General features: G+C 39.2%; 11 protein-coding genes. 3 read left to right on the top strand and 8 right to left on the bottom strand.

Features of this window, described 5'->3' with window-relative positions:
- Positions 1-161: 161 nt before the first annotated feature.
- The 7 genes from M3610_RS20650 to xylA all read right to left on the bottom strand — a co-directional run bounded on the left by M3610_RS20650 (position 162) and on the right by xylA (position 12,943).
- Positions 162-3,890 (bottom strand): S8 family serine peptidase, encoded by a 3,729-nt coding sequence (locus M3610_RS20650; RefSeq protein ID WP_251462078.1) that lies wholly within the window; start codon positions 3,888-3,890, stop codon positions 162-164.
- 290 nt (positions 3,891-4,180) lie between these two features.
- Positions 4,181-4,495 carry a hypothetical protein gene (locus M3610_RS20645; protein WP_251462076.1) on the bottom strand — a complete coding sequence of 105 codons (315 nt, stop codon included), beginning with the start codon at positions 4,493-4,495 and terminating at the stop codon, positions 4,181-4,183.
- A 453-nt stretch (positions 4,496-4,948) separates the two neighbouring features.
- A complete protein-coding gene (locus M3610_RS20640) occupies positions 4,949-5,974 on the bottom strand; it encodes an aldose 1-epimerase (RefSeq protein ID WP_251462075.1) in 1,026 nt (341 codons plus the stop codon).
- Between the two features lie 327 nt (positions 5,975-6,301).
- Complete coding sequence (locus M3610_RS20635) at positions 6,302-7,690, bottom strand: glycoside-pentoside-hexuronide (GPH):cation symporter (protein WP_251462073.1); 1,389 nt, start codon at positions 7,688-7,690, stop codon at positions 6,302-6,304.
- 199 nt (positions 7,691-7,889) lie between these two features.
- The gene (locus M3610_RS20630; RefSeq protein ID WP_251462071.1) at positions 7,890-9,959 is read right to left on the bottom strand and encodes a beta-glucosidase family protein; all 2,070 of its coding nucleotides are present in this window, start codon (positions 9,957-9,959) and stop codon (positions 7,890-7,892) included.
- A gap of 131 nt (positions 9,960-10,090) precedes the next feature.
- Positions 10,091-11,590 (bottom strand): xylulokinase, encoded by a 1,500-nt coding sequence (gene xylB / locus M3610_RS20625; protein WP_251462069.1) that lies wholly within the window; start codon positions 11,588-11,590, stop codon positions 10,091-10,093.
- Positions 11,591-11,620: 30 nt separating this feature from the next.
- Positions 11,621-12,943 (bottom strand): xylose isomerase, encoded by a 1,323-nt coding sequence (gene xylA / locus M3610_RS20620; protein WP_053363079.1) that lies wholly within the window; start codon positions 12,941-12,943, stop codon positions 11,621-11,623.
- 238 nt (positions 12,944-13,181) lie between these two features.
- Here xylA and M3610_RS20615 point away from each other — a divergent pair, with 238 nt between their 5' ends.
- The 3 genes from M3610_RS20615 to M3610_RS20605 all read left to right on the top strand — a co-directional run bounded on the left by M3610_RS20615 (position 13,182) and on the right by M3610_RS20605 (position 15,610).
- Entirely contained in the window at positions 13,182-14,348 is a 1,167-nt protein-coding gene (locus tag M3610_RS20615) for an ROK family protein (protein WP_251462067.1), read from the top strand.
- 308 nt (positions 14,349-14,656) lie between these two features.
- On the top strand, positions 14,657-15,226 hold the full coding sequence (locus tag M3610_RS20610) for a recombinase family protein (protein ID WP_251462065.1): 570 nt from the start codon (positions 14,657-14,659) through the stop codon (positions 15,224-15,226).
- A 192-nt stretch (positions 15,227-15,418) separates the two neighbouring features.
- On the top strand, positions 15,419-15,610 hold the full coding sequence (locus M3610_RS20605; protein WP_251462062.1) for a hypothetical protein: 192 nt from the start codon (positions 15,419-15,421) through the stop codon (positions 15,608-15,610).
- Between the two features lie 266 nt (positions 15,611-15,876).
- On the opposite strand, the gene M3610_RS20600 is transcribed toward M3610_RS20605, so the two are convergent.
- Complete coding sequence (locus M3610_RS20600; protein ID WP_251462058.1) at positions 15,877-16,392, bottom strand: hypothetical protein; 516 nt, start codon at positions 16,390-16,392, stop codon at positions 15,877-15,879.
- Between the last annotated feature and the right edge of the window lie 149 nt (positions 16,393-16,541).

Raw genomic sequence — 16,541 nt, 5'->3', positions numbered from 1 at the left:
CTGAACCCATCTAATTATGAGGAAATATAGAATATTTCCTGCGAAATAATCCCGCATATTTCGACTATTTCCCTCAACTCTTAGTCCAAAAGGTCATGACAAATCAAATCCTCAAATAAAAAGGCATCCTAATCAAAATTCATAGGACGCCTTTAAATATATTACTTTAACCCATAAGCCTTAATAATTTCCTGACTGATGGTGTTACCTGCATCATCCCAGGCGCTGGAGCGGAGGGAGACATAGCTTCCAGGTGTTTTTGGATGTGTAACTTGGGCTGTCCAGCCATTAGCATCACGAACCAAATCTACCTTTTTCCAAGTTTGGCCTTCATCATAAGAAACTTCTAGAGTAGCACCATCCACTTTGCCGTTCTCTGGTGCACCCGGAACCTGAACGGCATTCAAGCCGAGTTGAATGGTTCGGCCTGCCTTCGAATCCCCGTTCATGTCAGTATCGACCTTATAGTCTAGCGAAAGCAGAGGTAATTCTGTCTTCCATTCTTCTTGCTGCTTAGACCAGAATGTCCACTCGGTATGGGTACGAACGGAAGTATTCCAACGTTCCGGATCGCGGGAAACATCACTCACTAATCGGTACTGAGTTTTTTCAGCCGGGTGCTGTATAAAGGAGTAAAGCGCCTGTCCTTTTGCTTCCTTCACAAGCGTATCACCCTGATAAAACTTAAGTGTTTGTGGTCCCGGGTACTCTGTGTCTGCTCCCGTGTGTCCTAAGCCAGAATCAGCAAATGCAGGTATATTAAATGTAAAGCTGTTATTTGTACGATATGGTACCCAGAAACCTGCACCTAAGCGCGGCCGAACCACTGGAGCAAACCATTCTTCCTCTAAATTCTGACCAGGTTTGTAATTTGCCACTGGCTGACGTACTTCCCATTCTGCATCAAGCACGCTTGCCTGATGGTACCAGGATGTACCTTCCTGAGCCGATACCCATTCGGTTCGTACCGATGGAAGCGATAGCTTCATTTGGTAGCCTACTCCATTTGGGCGATATGCCGGAATATCCCAACGGAATTCCCCGCCTGGTGCTTCGCGGTCTGATTTATACTGGGTATTAATTTTTACAAGATCCTTAGGCTTAGGTGCATAGGTTACATCTTTTGGAATGGCATGATCGTGATTGTCGATCAAATCATACACGTAGTCACTATCAGGATTTCCGTTAACGTTAAGTTTCGCATTTCCAGAACGAGCAGCCTTAATCAACTCTGCACCTTCTGTTCCGCTAATTGCTGCAACTGCGATTGGAACATCTTCATAATTTTCCGTTCCGGACCATTCACTCAATTCTTTAGGTCCATCGTTTACGGTAATTAACAGTTTCGCACCTGCCGCAGTCGCTGCTGTGGCACGTTGCGCACCTGATACGTCGTTACTGCGTTCCACGATCACTGCTTTATCCTTCACAATCAGACCAGTGTAATCTTCTGGTGTACCTTTGCCAGCATAAACGGCATCCAGATTGTATTTACCATTTAGAAGTGTGCTTCCTGCCTGAGGGATATCATCCAATTCTTGGCCGCGGAAGTTAATGGTCAATACTGGCTCTGTTAGTCGCCAGCGTGTGTTCATTGTGAATTCGCCATCTTTTACAGCCTTCGTTGGAGCAGCGTACATTTTATCAATCCACACCGGCATAAGGTAGATGTCATTGACCGGGTTCCCGTCAATCGTGCGGAAATACTCCATTTTTCTAAAATTAGCTTCATTCTCTTTTGGAACTTTTGCTGTGATTTCATTAGCCTTTCGGGCATCAAGCTCCACGGTTTTAGGTCCATCCAGCTTAACCTCAGGGTCACCGACCAATGCCACTCCGGCGTGATCCGTATCAGCATCGACATCCATCAAGGACATCACGGAATAGGTGTCAGGCACCAGTCGTAATTCCTTTGTTCCGTCGACAGCTATAAACTGCGGATCACCATCCGGACCAAGGACGTTAATGTAAGCAAGGGCGGGGGACCCATCTCGGTCAATTGCTTTAATGGTGAGAGGATATTTTTCCTCTTCTTTAATCATCCCTAACGCGGTATGCGCTACGGTTTTGCCATCTAAATTAGCAGAGATCTGTCCTTGATAACGAGCACCAGGAGCGCCAAACTGCGGGTCAACGGTTACAGTTACTTTCGTATTCCCATGAGCTGGAACTGTTACTTTGTTTGTTGAAAGTTTAAGCAATCCAGCAGGGGTATCTGAACCACTGCCATCTGTAAAGTCTGCTGACAGGTCCAGAGTTACTTCCTGATCGCCATCATTCGTATACGTAATCGTCTTCTGGACAGGGACATCCCCTTCATGCGGCCAATCAAAGAAGCCAAAATCCAATGATCCTGTTGCACGAACTGTACCTAATGTAGCGGCCGCCACATCAAGGCGTCCAGTTCCACCCTCAAATGGTTTAATATCGTCGAGTTTCTTCGTTGTACTCATCAGAGCATCTTTCAATTCAGCCCCAGTCCAATCAGGATGACGCTGAGAGAGAATCGCTGCTGCACCGGCCACATGCGGTGTGGCCATTGATGTACCATCCATCGTCAGATAATCGCCGCTGCCTTGTGCAGCATATTGAGAGCGCGCCGCTTTAATCCCTACACCAGGGGCGGTAAGATCAGGCTTTAATCCTGAACTGCCAAAACGTGGTCCCTTAGAGGAGAACCAAGCAAGTTGATCAGATTTATCAACCGCACCGACTGTGAGGGCAGAATCTGCCGCACCTGGTGAGCCGATGCCTTCAGCACCCGTGTTCCCAGCCGCAATAACAAACAGGGAACCTGTTTCTGCACTTAGGTTATTGACAGCTTGAGCCATCGGGTCCGTGCCATCACTTGACTCACTGCTTCCCAAACTCATGCTGACAATCTTGGCTTTGTGTGCAGCCCATTCCATTCCATCGATAATCCAGGAATCCTGACCGAAGCCATCATTATTTAGCACTTTCCCTACGAGGAGACTGGCTCCTGGTGCGACCCCTTTGTTGAGACCTCCGGAAGCTGCTCCTGTTCCAAGTACAGTAGAAGCAACATGGGTACCATGTGCATGATGGTCGAGCGCATCTTCACCAGGAACGAAACTCACGGCTTCTTCTAACTGGCCTGCTACATCGGGATGCTCTGAATCGATACCGGTGTCAAGGACAGCTACTTTAACGCCTTTGCCATCGTACCCCGCATTCCAGGCCGCAGGTGCCCCAATCTGTGGAACACTTTGTGCGAGTGTGGCTTCCACTTTGCCATCGAGCCAGATTTTCTCAATGCCTGGGGCCAGCACCGCCTTTGAAGTTTTAGCTTGCTGAGTATTCTTCGTAATATCTTGCCAGAACTTCTTTGCTTCCTTTTTATTAGCAGAAAGTGCTGCTCCGTGAATGCTCTCCAGTTCATGCGTTTTCTTAGAACCTTTCGGAGCAGGTTTGGAGTCAAATGACTTCGTTTTCGATGGTGCATATTGAACGATGACAGGCAATGTGTTTTGGCTGGCATCATCATACCCGTCTGAAATAAGGGATGTGACGTTAAATAAATCTTTATCTAAAAAGCCGGAAGCTAAATAGGGCATCGCCTGATCTGGGATTACATATGTATCCTTGGCAAGGGTCAAGATCCGTGCTCCGCTTTGTGCAGGATCAGCCGGTTCCACACTAATGACACTTTTTCCATCTGCCAGTCCTGTCACCGTGACCACATCACCGGTAATCAGCGTAATCACATGTTTGTCCTTATTTGCTAACACATTCAAGGCCTGTACATCCGAAGTTGTTGCAGGTAAGGAACTCTTGGTCGTGTCATCGGCAAACGCCTGAATTGTTGGAACGGCTATCAGTGCTGTGGTCATCATCGCTGCAAAGTATTTCTTAAAGGTTGGCTTCCTCATTTTTCACATTCTCCTCTTCTTGAAAATTTTTGTTTACTAGATTTCACAATCCTCCTTTAAAAATGGGTGTGGGGCTTTTAAGGGTCTTTCTAGTTAAAAAGTATAGAGCGGTTTTACTAGACTGTTTATCGGGAAAATTCCTATTTTTATGGGGGGATAGAAACGGGACTTTCGATGCTATTTTTAAAAGAAATGGGTTTAAATCCTATCAGATTTAATCGATCAACTTGGGACAATTTGAGCGACCCGACAAAAAAAGACAATTGCGGCGAGGCAATTGTCGTGTAAATCTATCGTACTCTCGCAGTTTTTAATTCAACGGGAGACCCAATATGGAATAGTTGATTCTTCAGGTGCTGGTTGGCAATATGAAGATAATGATTGGCCGATGCGTAATCCTGTTTTTCTTCATAGTAAGCAGCAATGAGCTGGAGATATTTACTTCCGCGATTTGTGGACAGATGATTTTCAATAATGGACAGCCCCTGGTTGATTAAATAGGTAATCAGCGCACTGGAAGGGGTCGGGGCCTTGCCGGTGAGAACCGAGCCGTAAAGGCATTTTCCTATCAAAGAAAAAAAGAATGAGTAACAGTTCGGAGCCATGCATCGCTTCGCAACTGAACCCATTCCCTTGTCCAGTTACAAGTATGTTCCGAAAACAGGGTTTTATACTTGTAACAGGGGGAGGATGCTGAGCGAGCAGTTGAACCCATTCCCTTGTCCATTTTTTTAATCTTTTGGAAAAGGAGGCTAATGAATTTCCGGAAAATCACTGGAAATAAAACGAAACAGGAAGGGGGAAGTTTATCTTAAAAAGTTGAATTTTGTGTCTTGACAAAGGGATACATTACATTCGTTCTCAAGCATTTGTTATCTAAGATAAGGTATTTGATGCCTTCTCAGTGTCAAGACATCACTACATTGAATACGTTGTTTACTGAGTTAAGATATCAAGTATTCAATGTATTTTTTCACTCGATTTTTCTTCTTCGAATACTTTAAATACCCCTAATTTTCATAGTATAGATAAACCGTATTTTCCTGAAGCTACCCCTATCAGGCTCTTCTGTTTCTCAATTTATGCTTTATCGTGTAAAAACGGGAATGGGCAGACCAGAATTCCCCGCTTTTTAATTCAATTATACCTGTTTGCTCCAAAGGAATCGGTACATTTGGTCCATTCACCATATTGGTTTGAGGTTCCGGGCAAAAAAAACCGCTTTTGGCATCTCTATTATAGAGCATCCAAAAAGGGTATTTCGAACCTGTTTCATAGATGAGAGAAATTTTTTCTCTTTTATCTGTTAAAACCATTCGATTTGGTTGGTCTTTTTGGGCCGCATAATGGTGATCAAGTTGCTGAAAGAAAGGCGAATTTCCTTCTGTGGAAAGCCTTTTTTCAGTAATTTCCAAATCCAACCGCTTTCCTGTAGGCAGTGATCGCTCATTTAATTCGATTTTTTCTTTAATGGATAATTGCAAATTATAATCTTCCATCGTACTATTTTTTGAAAAGGGAGCATTAATGCTTGTGTGAAAACCTAGCATTAATGGCATAGATTCTTTGCCTTCATTTAATATGGTTACGTTTTGAACTAATTCGTTTTCTGACAGTGTATAACGAAGGGATATTCTGAAAGAATGGGGAAAATAACGATAAATATCTGATTGCTTATCAATTTTTAGTGAAAGTTCAATCGTACTTTCTATTTCTGACGAAGTTGTTTCAGATACTTCCCAACAATGATTGTAAAAGAATCCATGTAAATGGTTTTTATTTACAGGTTCATTAATTGGAAATTTATAAGTATGATTCAAAAATGAAAACCTTCCGTTTTCAATTCGATTAGGCGGGAATAAGACAGGAATTCCATATAAAAACGGGTTTTCCTTGAAATCATCCATCTGATTATCCGCTGGCTCCCGAAGGAAGCTGTAATTATTTTCAACATCTCGAAAAGCAATCAAATTTCCACCACATTCTGGCAAAATAATAGCCTGATAGGGATAAACATTTAATTCATAAGCATTTATTCCATTAAATATTGTTTTGGTTATCCGATTATCGCTCTGATATATCATTTTATTACTCTCCCTATTTAATTAAAAATTTCTATTTGCATAAGAAAGTAAGTAGTCATAAATGAAACTGTTCCTTTGAATTAATCTGTAGAATGAAGAGCAAAATAATCACTTTAGAATTAAATATATAAATAATTTTTGTTAAGACAATTTCTCAGATTTGACTAAACTTTCCTAGTTACCTAAATGTTCCACGTTTTTTTTAAATTCACGTGACTCAAAGGATTTCAAGTAGAATTTTCCAATACTAAAAAGTTTAATATTAAGAAAAGAAACCATTTCCTTTTAGGAATAGCTCCTTTCCCAATTTTCAATCTCCAATTATTATTATTGCGCTCTTCTTACTTCCAATTCTGCAATAATTTCATTATATGGCTTTTCCCATTTGTATAAGAAAGCCAAGATTAAAATTGACAATATACTTAAGATAATTGGCAACCAAATGAAATTTAGTGAAATCATATGAAGTGAAGATTGTGTTTGAGGTTTATTGGCAACGTAACCTCCGGCTGCAAGTAACCAGGCTGGGATGGCCCCACCAAGTCCTGAACCTAATTTAATTGCAATTCCAGATGCTGTTGAAGCAAGTAGCCCCTGGGCACGGACACCTGATTTCCATTCGCCATAGTCAACTGTATCTGCTATTAATGCAAACAATAACCCTATCGGTAATCCAAAACCTATTGCTCCTACGATTACTCCAGTCAGAAGGATTGCTGTACTTTGTCCACCAAAATAAATGATTAATTGGCCTATAATATTTATTAACATTCCAATGATAATCAATTTCTTTTTACTAAACTTCTTAGATAAAAATGGAACAGCGATAATCCCTACCAGTGTTAACGTGCCAAGTGTGTTTACTAATGAAACAAGTCCAGGTTTACCAAGATTATAAGTAATATAATAAATTCCTGAGGACAATTTCATGACATACAGAATGAAGAATACAACTCCAAGTAAAACACCAGCAATCCATGGTTGATTACCTTTAATTGCTTTGATACTGTCTTTTAAAGCTAAAGATTTCGTTCCATTTATATCCTGTACACGTTCTTTTGTGTTTAAAAATGTGATAAAGAACATGATTAGTCCTATGACACCGAAAAGAGTCATTGTATAGAAGAAACCCTTTTGTTGATCTCCACCTCCGAAGTATGCGACAAGTGGTAATAAAGTCAAGTTAACCAACAATGCACCAAATTGTCCGCCAAACATTCGGAACGAATTAGCAACCGTTCTTTCTTGAATATCAAGAGTCAAACTTGGTAGCATTGTAGTTAACGGATTATTAACTGCTGTATATAATACATTAGCCGCAATATAGAAAATGTAGGCGTAGGCCAATTTTCCAGAATCACTTAAATCTGGTCCCATAAATAAGAGGATGACAACAATTGAAAATGGAATACAGGACCATAGAATCCAAGGTCTTGATTTTCCCCACTTAGTATTTGTTTTATCTATCAATATCCCAAAAATTGGACTATCTAACATATCTACAATTCTCGCAATTAATAACAAGGTCCCAACAGCAGCAGCCTTAATTCCATATACATCTGTAAAATAAAAGGTTAAATAAGTCGTAACAACCGTAAATAGTAAATTTGAGGCTGTATCCCCTAAACCGTAACTTACCTTTTCTAATAATGATAACTTTTGATTTGAGGCAGAAGAATCAGTATGTCTTTTTAAAGTTTCTTCATTCATTGCCATAGTATCCCCTCCGGATAGCGAGAATGTTTTCATTTTTAGTTATGTTTACTACTGTATCTTTTCTAAGATCATAAAACGTAAAACTATTTAATTTCATTTGCTTTGAGTATAAATTCTTGTCACCAAAATGAAAGATGTCAAATGGTGACAAGAACATTCATCCAATACTGTAAGGTGGTGAAACTAGTTATTGTTATTATTAGATTTGATTCCCCACTAAGCTAAAACTTCCACGAATTAAATCCTTTTCTGCACTACTGTTTCCAATGTAAACGTCATAGTCTATGTCTTCAAGTTCCCATTGGTTTGTATCAGGATTGAACCACTTAATTTTTTCTATTGGACATGAAATTTCAACGGTCGATTTTTGACCTGACTCAAGTGTGATACGTTCAAATCCACGTAATACTTTTACAGGTCTATCAATCTTAGAATTACTAAAGCCGATATACATTTGAACGACTTCATCACCTGCTAGCTCTCCTGTATTTTCAACCTCACAAGTTGCAACAATATTACCGTTCATTAATTCAAAGGATGCATTCGATATAGTAAAGTTCGTGTAAGATAAACCAAACCCAAATGGTAATGAAGGCTCAATTCCCTCTTTATCCAATTTGGTATAACCATGGTAATATTCATATTTTATTTCATTTGCATTCCAGTCCACCTTTGGAAGATGGCTTTCGCTAACTGGTACAATAAACGGTAATTTCCCCCCTGGATTAACATCACCAAACAATGTTTTGGCTATTGCAGTCCCTCCTTCCATACCAGGATAATAAGCCATTAGAATGGCGGAAACATCTTTCTTCCATTCTTCAATCATAATCATGTTTCCACCAATGAGAACTGCAACAGAGTTTTTATTAACGGGTCCAACAGTTTTTATTAGTTCAATATCCTTATCGTGTAAACCAAGATTCTTACGGTCTCCTCCAGCTTGTAAATCAGCATCCTCGTTCGTGATAGATTCACCTTCATCATCATGATCATATCCCACAATAAAGACAACTGCGTCTACAGTTTTAGCTAGATTCTTTGCTTTTTCCACGTCTTCTCCATTGTCAAAGAAAACCTCGGTATTTGGAAGCAAATCTTTAATTCCCGCTAGTGGTGACACAATGTATGGTGGAAAAACTCTACTTGAGCCATGATCGCCAATATTTCCTTTATTAACCAGATCACCAATTACAGCTATTCGCTTTGTATCTGCTTTGGAAAACGGCAATACTTGATGTTCATTTTTCATCAATGTCATTGATTTTTCAGCAGTTTCTAAGGATAAGGCAATATGTTCTTTGCTTGCAATTACATCCTTGCTGTAATTCTTATTGTCGGCCTTCGTAAATGCGAGTAAAGTTCGCACAATTCTTATTGCAGCCTCATCAATTTTTTCTTCACTTACTTGGCCACTTCTCACTGCTTCAACTAGCTTATCACCAAAGAATTTTGTATGGCACATTTCAATATCCATTCCTGCATTTGCAGCTTCAACGGTATCTTTTATTCCCCATGCAAAATCACTTATGACAAAACCATCAAAATCCCATTCATCTTTCAAAACCTGATTTAATAAATAATCATTATGTCCACAATGTGTTCCTTGGTATAAGTTATAAGCACTCATGACACTTGCTGCACCTGCATCAATACAATCCTTAAAGTGTGGCAAATAGACTTCACGTTCCGTACGTTTATCGGCTAATACACTTACTTTAAACCGTGCTAATTCCATACTATTAAAGGCAAAATGTTTTACACACGCAATGACGTTTTCTTCTTGAATCCCTTTAACTAATGATGATCCCATTGCTCCTAATTGGAATGAGTCTTCTCCATATACTTCTTGGCTCCTACCCCAACCTGGATTATATGGAAGATTAATACAAACTCCACCAAATAAATTACCCCCATGAGCGCGAATCTCTTTTGCAATAGCATTTCCAATCCGTTTTTCAAGGTCTTTATCGAATGTAGCTCCTCTTGACATAGAAACCGGGAAACACGTGCTATTACCAGATACCGCTCCGCGTGGTCCATCAACAAACTTCATTTCTGGTACTCCTTGTCTTTCGTTTCCACCAGCAGGATAGGGTATCCAATTATAGTGCCTTTGAGCAAAATCATCTAACATCTGTTCCATGGAGACTTTCCCACTCATTAAATATACTTTTTCCTCTAAAGTCATTTGCTTTACAATTGCTTTTGCCTTTTCAGTATAAGATAATCGATGTTGTTTGTTCACTTTCACCTTTTGTTTTGACACTTTGTTTTCCTCCATTCAATAATGTATTCGCTTTTATTTTGTATAAGAAAATTAATATTTTAAAGTGATACATATGTGAAATAACGTATCGAAAAAACTATATTTTACCCTACAGGCAGGAACCTTATGTCTTAATTTCTAAACTCCATCAATTCATTATTTAGTAGAACTGTTGCTGGATAAATCTTTTTATATAATTGATATAATCTTTTATATTTCTGTACATTTTCCGGTTTAGGATAATAGGATCTTTCGGCCATTAAAAATTCATCTGCACATTCTTTCAATGTGCTAAACCAGCCGCATCCATATGCAGCTAACATTGCTGCTCCCATACCTGGACCTTGTTCACTATGCAATTTTATGATTCTAGCATTAAAGATATCTGCTTGCATTTGAAGCCAAACTTCATTTTTTGCTCCACCCCCGATAGAGATAATAGTATCTATGTTTTTGCCATTTTCCCGAAAAATTTCAACCGATTCATGCAATGAAAATGTAATCCCTTCCAATATGGCTCGTACAAAATCCTTTCTTTCATGGGAACTATCCATCCCGATAAAACTTCCACGTATCGCCGCATCCACATGTGGGGTTCTTTCACCTGAAATATAAGGTGCAAACATTAGTCCATTTGAGCCAATAGGCACATCATTTATATCTCTTAACAATTCATCAAACTCTTCCTCTTTAGCAAAAACCTGTTTAAACCAAGTCAAACTATGTCCTGCTGCCAGTGTGACCCCCATTGTATAAAAGGCATTCGGTGCACCATGATTAAAATAATGAACTCTTCCTTGAAAATCTTTGTTGTTTGTTTCTTCATAAGATAAAACGACACCCGACGTACCAACACTTACTAATGTTTTTCCATCTTCCAAGATCCCCGCACCAATGGCGCCACAAGCATTGTCTGCCCCGCCTGCAAATACCCGGGTAGTTGATGATAAACCAGTTGCATACGCTACTTCAGACGATAAACACCCTACTTCCTGACTAGATTCCACCAATGGAGGACATAAATCCCCATTAATATCCAGTAGATTACATATTTCCTTACTCCATTGTTTTTCACTTATATTTAATAAAAGTGTTCCTGCTGCATCTGAATAATCCATACCAATTTTGCCAGTCAACTTATAGCGAACATAGTCTTTTGGTAAGAGAAAGGTTTTCGCCTGATTAAAAATTTCAGGTTCCTTATTTTTCACCCAAAGAATTTTAGGTAAGGTAAAACCATCTAACGCAAGGTTTTTTGTAATTTTCAATAAACGTTGCTTCCCAACCCGCGCATAGATTTCCTGACATTCCTCAGTCGTTCTTGTATCATTCCATAGAATCGCATTTCGCAAGACCTGCCTATTTTCATCCAATAAAACCAAGCCGTGCATCTGCCCCGAAAAGCTGATTCCTTCAATATTTTGAACATCTCCTTCAAAATATTGGAGCAGATCAGACAATCCAGAGATTGTCTGATCAACCCAGATTTGCGGATTCTGTTCGCTATAGCCTGATTTCTCTTGAATTAAGGGATAGGGTTTCGTTACCTCTTGAGCGACTTCACCATGTTGATTGACTAATAAAATTTTGACGGCACTCGTCCCTAAGTCAATCCCAATGACATATTTCATCGTAAACATCTCCTATATCATCGTTGCCTATTATTCAGCGTAAGCTTGTAAGATATATTGATTAATCGTCGATTTAATACGCTCTAATTTACCAGATTCGTTCTTGATTTCTGATAATCCCAGTGCATACTCTTCTAGTTGACGAAGGTCGGCTTTCCCTTCCATGATCTCCTTGCCAATTCCTTCGTTGAAGCTCTTATAACGGTCTTCCACAAATCCATCTAATACATTGTCGTCAATTAATTTCTGCGCTACCTTCAGCCCCACCGCAAAGCTGTCCATTCCCGCGATATGTGCATGGAATAAGTCTTCTAATTCAAATGAACCACGTCTAACTTTTGCATCAAAATTCAATCCGCCACGGCCAAGTCCGCCATTTTTAAGAATCTCATACATCGCTAATGTTGTAGAATACAAATCTGTTGGAAATTCATCTGTATCCCATCCTAATAGTGGATGTCCTTGGTTGGCATCAACTGAACCTAACATACCGTGAATACGGGCATAACGTAATTCGTGTTCAAACGTGTGCCCAGCTAACGTTGCATGGTTCGCTTCAATATTAAATTTAAATGTATCTTGTAGACCATAATGCTGTAGGAAAGCATAACCACTTGCGACATCAAAATCATATTGATGGCTTGTTGGCTCTTTTGGTTTTGGCTCAATCAAAAATTGGGCATCAAAGTCAATTTCCTTCGCATAATCATTAGCCATATGGAATAGTCTTGCTAAATTGTCTAATTCTAATTTCATGTTTGTATTTAATAGGCTTTCATACCCTTCACGGCCGCCCCAGAAAACATAGTTTTCAGCACCTAGTTCTTTCCCGACCTCTAAGCCTTTTTTCACCTTCGTTGCTGAGTAAGCGAAGACATCGGCGTTATTAGAAGATGCTGCCCCATGGACGAAACGCGGGTTTGTAAAATTATTGGCGGTATTCCATAGTAATTTCGTTTTGCTGTCCTTCATATAGTCTTTAATCATCGCAACGATTGTATCCAGATTTTGATTGGATTCTCTCAAATCCGCTCCTTCTGGTGCAATATCCACATCATGGAAGCAGAAGTAAGGCACGTTCAGTTTTTCAAAAAATTCAAAGGCTGCCTCCACACGAGCTTTTGCCTGATCCATGCCAGTGAATTTATCCCATGGACGAATCGCAGTACCGCTTCCAAATGGGTCTGAAAGGTCAGCGGTAAATGTATGCCAGTAGGCAACACCAAATCGCAAAATTTCTTCCATCGTTTTGCCGCCGATTTTTTCTTCTGGATTATAGAATTTAAAAGCAAAAGGGTTATTCGATTTTGGACCCTCATATTTAATCTTGTCTACGTTTGCAAAGTAAGTCATTTTTTATTCTCCCCTCAAAGATGAAATTCCTCAACTTAGTTTAACCTATAAACTTAGTTTAACCCCCAGAGAAAACGCTGTCAACATAATAATTACTGATTTAATCATCAATCTTCAATTCCATTCAGTCAATCTTTTATCATAAATAACGAATATGATAGTAAAGAGGTTAAACAAAGTTTCGTATCTATGCTAAAATAGAACAAAAGGTTCCGATATAAAAGTGAGGCTTATTAAAATGAAAAGAATACGAACTGGAGATCAATATCTTGTGAAACAAATCAACAAATCAATTGTATTTGAAACAATTAAAGAGAAAGCTCCTATTTCCCGTGCGCAAATTTCAAAAGAAACCAGTTTAAATAAAGCAACGGTGTCGACAATGGTTTCCGAACTATTGGAAGATTCGTTTATATATGAGATTGGTGAAGGTCAATCTAGCGGCGGGCGAAAGCCAATCCTGCTTTACTTTAATAATCACGCAGGCTATTCCATTGGCATTGATTTAGGGGTGAATTATCTGTTAGGGATTCTGACAGACCTTAAAGGAAATATCGTCGAAGAGATGAGAGTGGATCTGTTAGAAACGGAATTATCCTATGTAACAGACCAACTTTTTACAGTGATCCAAACCTTAATCGATAAAGCCCCTGAAAGCCCCTATGGGATTATCGGGATTGGGATAGGTGTTCCAGGACTAGTGAATCAAAAAACTATCATTACCTTTGCGCCCAACTTAAAATGGAAACATATTGATTTAAAAGAAATAGTAGGAGAAAAATTTCAACTCCCTGTTCAAATTGAAAATGAAGCCAATGCAGGAGCCCTCGGAGAACGAGTATACGGTTCTGGGATTGGCATCGCAAACCAGATCTATGTCAGCATTGGAGTTGGAATTGGAACGGGGATCATTATTAATAACGACCTTTATAAGGGCTCTACTGGTGTTTCGGGAGAAATGGGTCATTTTACGATTGATATGAATGGGAAGAAATGTTCCTGTGGCAACCGGGGGTGCTGGGAGCTTTACGCTTCAGAAAGGGCCTTATTAGAAGCCGCAGAGCAAATGAACTTGAAAACGGATTTAAGCTTCCTTTTGAATGAAGCGAAAATGGGCAATCCGAAAGTGTTACAACTGCTAACGACCTTAGGCGAAAATATCGGCTACGGACTGATTAATATTATCAATACATTTAATCCGAGTGTGATTATTATTGGCAATCGAATAAGTATGTTTCAAGGTTGGATGACCAATCCCATCGAACATGTTTTAAAGGACAGGCTTTCGATTTATCAAGGCCAAGAGGATCAAATTGAAATCCGTTATTCAAATCTAAATCATTACTCTACAGCCCTAGGAGCCACATCCTTCTCAATCGCCCATTTTTTCAATAAAAAAATTTAGAATTAGGTTGCTGGCCACAATCTTGTGGCCAGCAACCTAATTCTGGGATGGTTCTCCTGGCCCCCATCTAATTTTTGATATTTGATTTTGTTTTCCTTAGTGGCCCTTGAAATCCATAATCGTTTCCGTACCCCTGAAGGGGCAAAAGTCTTTATAAATCTAAAAATCTATGTATCTAAAAGTTGTAAGTTTTGTACACTGCGAAAATATCGATTTTTTCTTTCTTTTCCTTCTTGTTTTCCGTCTAAAAGCTAGTATATAATCAATGTACAGGAAGTTATATATCTTTTAGACGGGAGTTATCAAAAATGGGTGAACTTGTTGGATACGCGAGAGTCAGCACCTTGGATCAGGATCATGCCTTACAAGTTGAACAACTAGAAAAGTATGGATGCACAAAGATTTTTTACGAAAAGAAAAGTGGAAAGAATACCGGAAGGCCTGAACTCCAGAAAGCACTGGAGTATTTAAGAGAAGGTGATAAGTTAGTGGTTTATAAGATTGACCGTCTGGCGAGATCCACAAGAGATTTACATAATATCGTCCATGGCCTGCAAGAAAAAAGCATCGGTGTTGTTTTCATCAAGGAACAAATTGACTTCTCTATAGCAGCCGGAAAATTAATGTTTACCATGTTGGGCGCAATCGCAGAATTTGAGAGGGATTTAATCAACGAACGGACCAAAGAAGGCAGGGAGAGGGCAAAGGAACAAGGAAAGCACTTAGGAAGAAAAGGTCAGGATACAAAGGAAATCAAAAGGGCATTGAAGCTATTTGCTGAACGTGATAAGAATGGATTGAGTGTAAATGATATTGCAAAGCAAACAGGAGTCCCACGATCAACCATTTATGCGAAAGCAAAAGAGATTGGCGATTAACGTGGCGGTCGAAAAGCGAATGTGTATCTACTGTGCTTAATGGTTTCCACAATCAGAAATGCAGCAGCTACCAAAAAAAGAGCATGATAACTGGTATTGTACGAAGTGCTTCCCTAAAGTAATGGCAGCATACTGGAAGCTTCCCTGGAATCGAAAATAGACAAAGAAACGCCTAAAAAGGAGGGTGAAACAATGAATATCGTACCAAATTGTCCAAGCTGCGGTGATAATGTTGACATGGACCGAAATGATGACGGGGATTGGTTTTGTCATAATTGCAATCACAATAAATATCCGGTATGCGAATGGTGTGGAAGGTATTTTTATAAAGGTGAAGAACCTTCTAATAGTCGTTTTTATATTTATATCGTTTGTTCTGTCTGATTGCAAGACAATAAAATTAAGGCAAACATGATATTTTTCTTAGTTAACTTAGGTTAACATGGTTAACATATTAATATATCTGTATTTATATGTTAACCATAGGAGAGTGAGGCAAAATGCCTGATAAAACGTTTGGAGTCAATGAACACTTCCTTATGCAAGAAAAGCGTCCGATTTGCGGAAGATCAATATAATGATAATGATCGCTGACTTTGTTGAACTAACGCCCACGTTACTTTAAGTACATTTCTTCACAATGTTGAAGTTCAAACCTTTTCAATTCCCAGTCCAGTAACAACAAAATGAGGACTATTATCTTTTCTGTTAAAAAACCTCCAGTGTTCACTTTGTTCATCGTCTTCTGAACTATCAGGAAATGCCTCTAATTTATAACCATCTGATAAAAAGACCTTTAATCCACCAACCTCATCAGTTTCAATTTTCTTTACCTTTAATCGTCCTTTGTCCTTTATAAATATTTTAAGTCGTTCATCAAATCTATTGTTACCTTGTATATCCCAATCGAAGTCCTCAATGTCTCCATCCCATTCCGAGCTTGGAGAATAGAAATCCCGTGAAGCTACAACAATTTTGTTTTTCAAGGTAATTCTCCATGAACATTGAATATGTAGTGCGTACTCTGCTGATTCTTGGGTTTTTCCTCTCCTAATAATTTGAATTATTTCCCCAAAACCCACCCAAAATAGGTTAGATGCTCTTCCTGCATCCTGTAATTTTAATCCCACTAATTTGCCTAATTCAGACAAAATTACTTCTTTCATACACGTCTCCCTGTCTGGATTATCGTATTGTCAAAACTTTTATATTAAAAAAGTTAATAATCCTTGATTTAAAGGGATTTAAATGCAAAAAACTTGCCACCCCCGTGAAATTAGGTTAAAAGTGAGGTTACCACACCGAACACCTAATC

The organism is Neobacillus sp. MER 74, assembly GCF_023714155.1.
This window is presented reverse-complemented; position numbering and strand designations above follow the sequence as displayed.

Excerpts from the sequence above, each read along its gene's own strand:
- M3610_RS20650 (WP_251462078.1), bottom strand. The coding sequence starts at position 3,890 with ATGAGGAAGCCAACCTTTAAGAAATACTTTGCAGCGATGATGACCACA.
- M3610_RS20645 (WP_251462076.1), bottom strand. The coding sequence starts at position 4,495 with ATGGCTCCGAACTGTTACTCATTCTTTTTTTCTTTGATAGGAAAATGC.
- M3610_RS20640 (WP_251462075.1), bottom strand. The coding sequence starts at position 5,974 with ATGATATATCAGAGCGATAATCGGATAACCAAAACAATATTTAATGGA.
- M3610_RS20635 (WP_251462073.1), bottom strand. The coding sequence starts at position 7,690 with ATGGCAATGAATGAAGAAACTTTAAAAAGACATACTGATTCTTCTGCC.
- xylB (WP_251462069.1), bottom strand. The coding sequence starts at position 11,590 with ATGAAATATGTCATTGGGATTGACTTAGGGACGAGTGCCGTCAAAATT.
- xylA (WP_053363079.1), bottom strand. The coding sequence starts at position 12,943 with ATGACTTACTTTGCAAACGTAGACAAGATTAAATATGAGGGTCCAAAA.
- M3610_RS20615 (WP_251462067.1), top strand. The coding sequence starts at position 13,182 with ATGAAAAGAATACGAACTGGAGATCAATATCTTGTGAAACAAATCAAC.
- M3610_RS20610 (WP_251462065.1), top strand. The coding sequence starts at position 14,657 with ATGGGTGAACTTGTTGGATACGCGAGAGTCAGCACCTTGGATCAGGAT.
- M3610_RS20605 (WP_251462062.1), top strand. The coding sequence starts at position 15,419 with ATGAATATCGTACCAAATTGTCCAAGCTGCGGTGATAATGTTGACATG.
- M3610_RS20600 (WP_251462058.1), bottom strand. The coding sequence starts at position 16,392 with ATGAAAGAAGTAATTTTGTCTGAATTAGGCAAATTAGTGGGATTAAAA.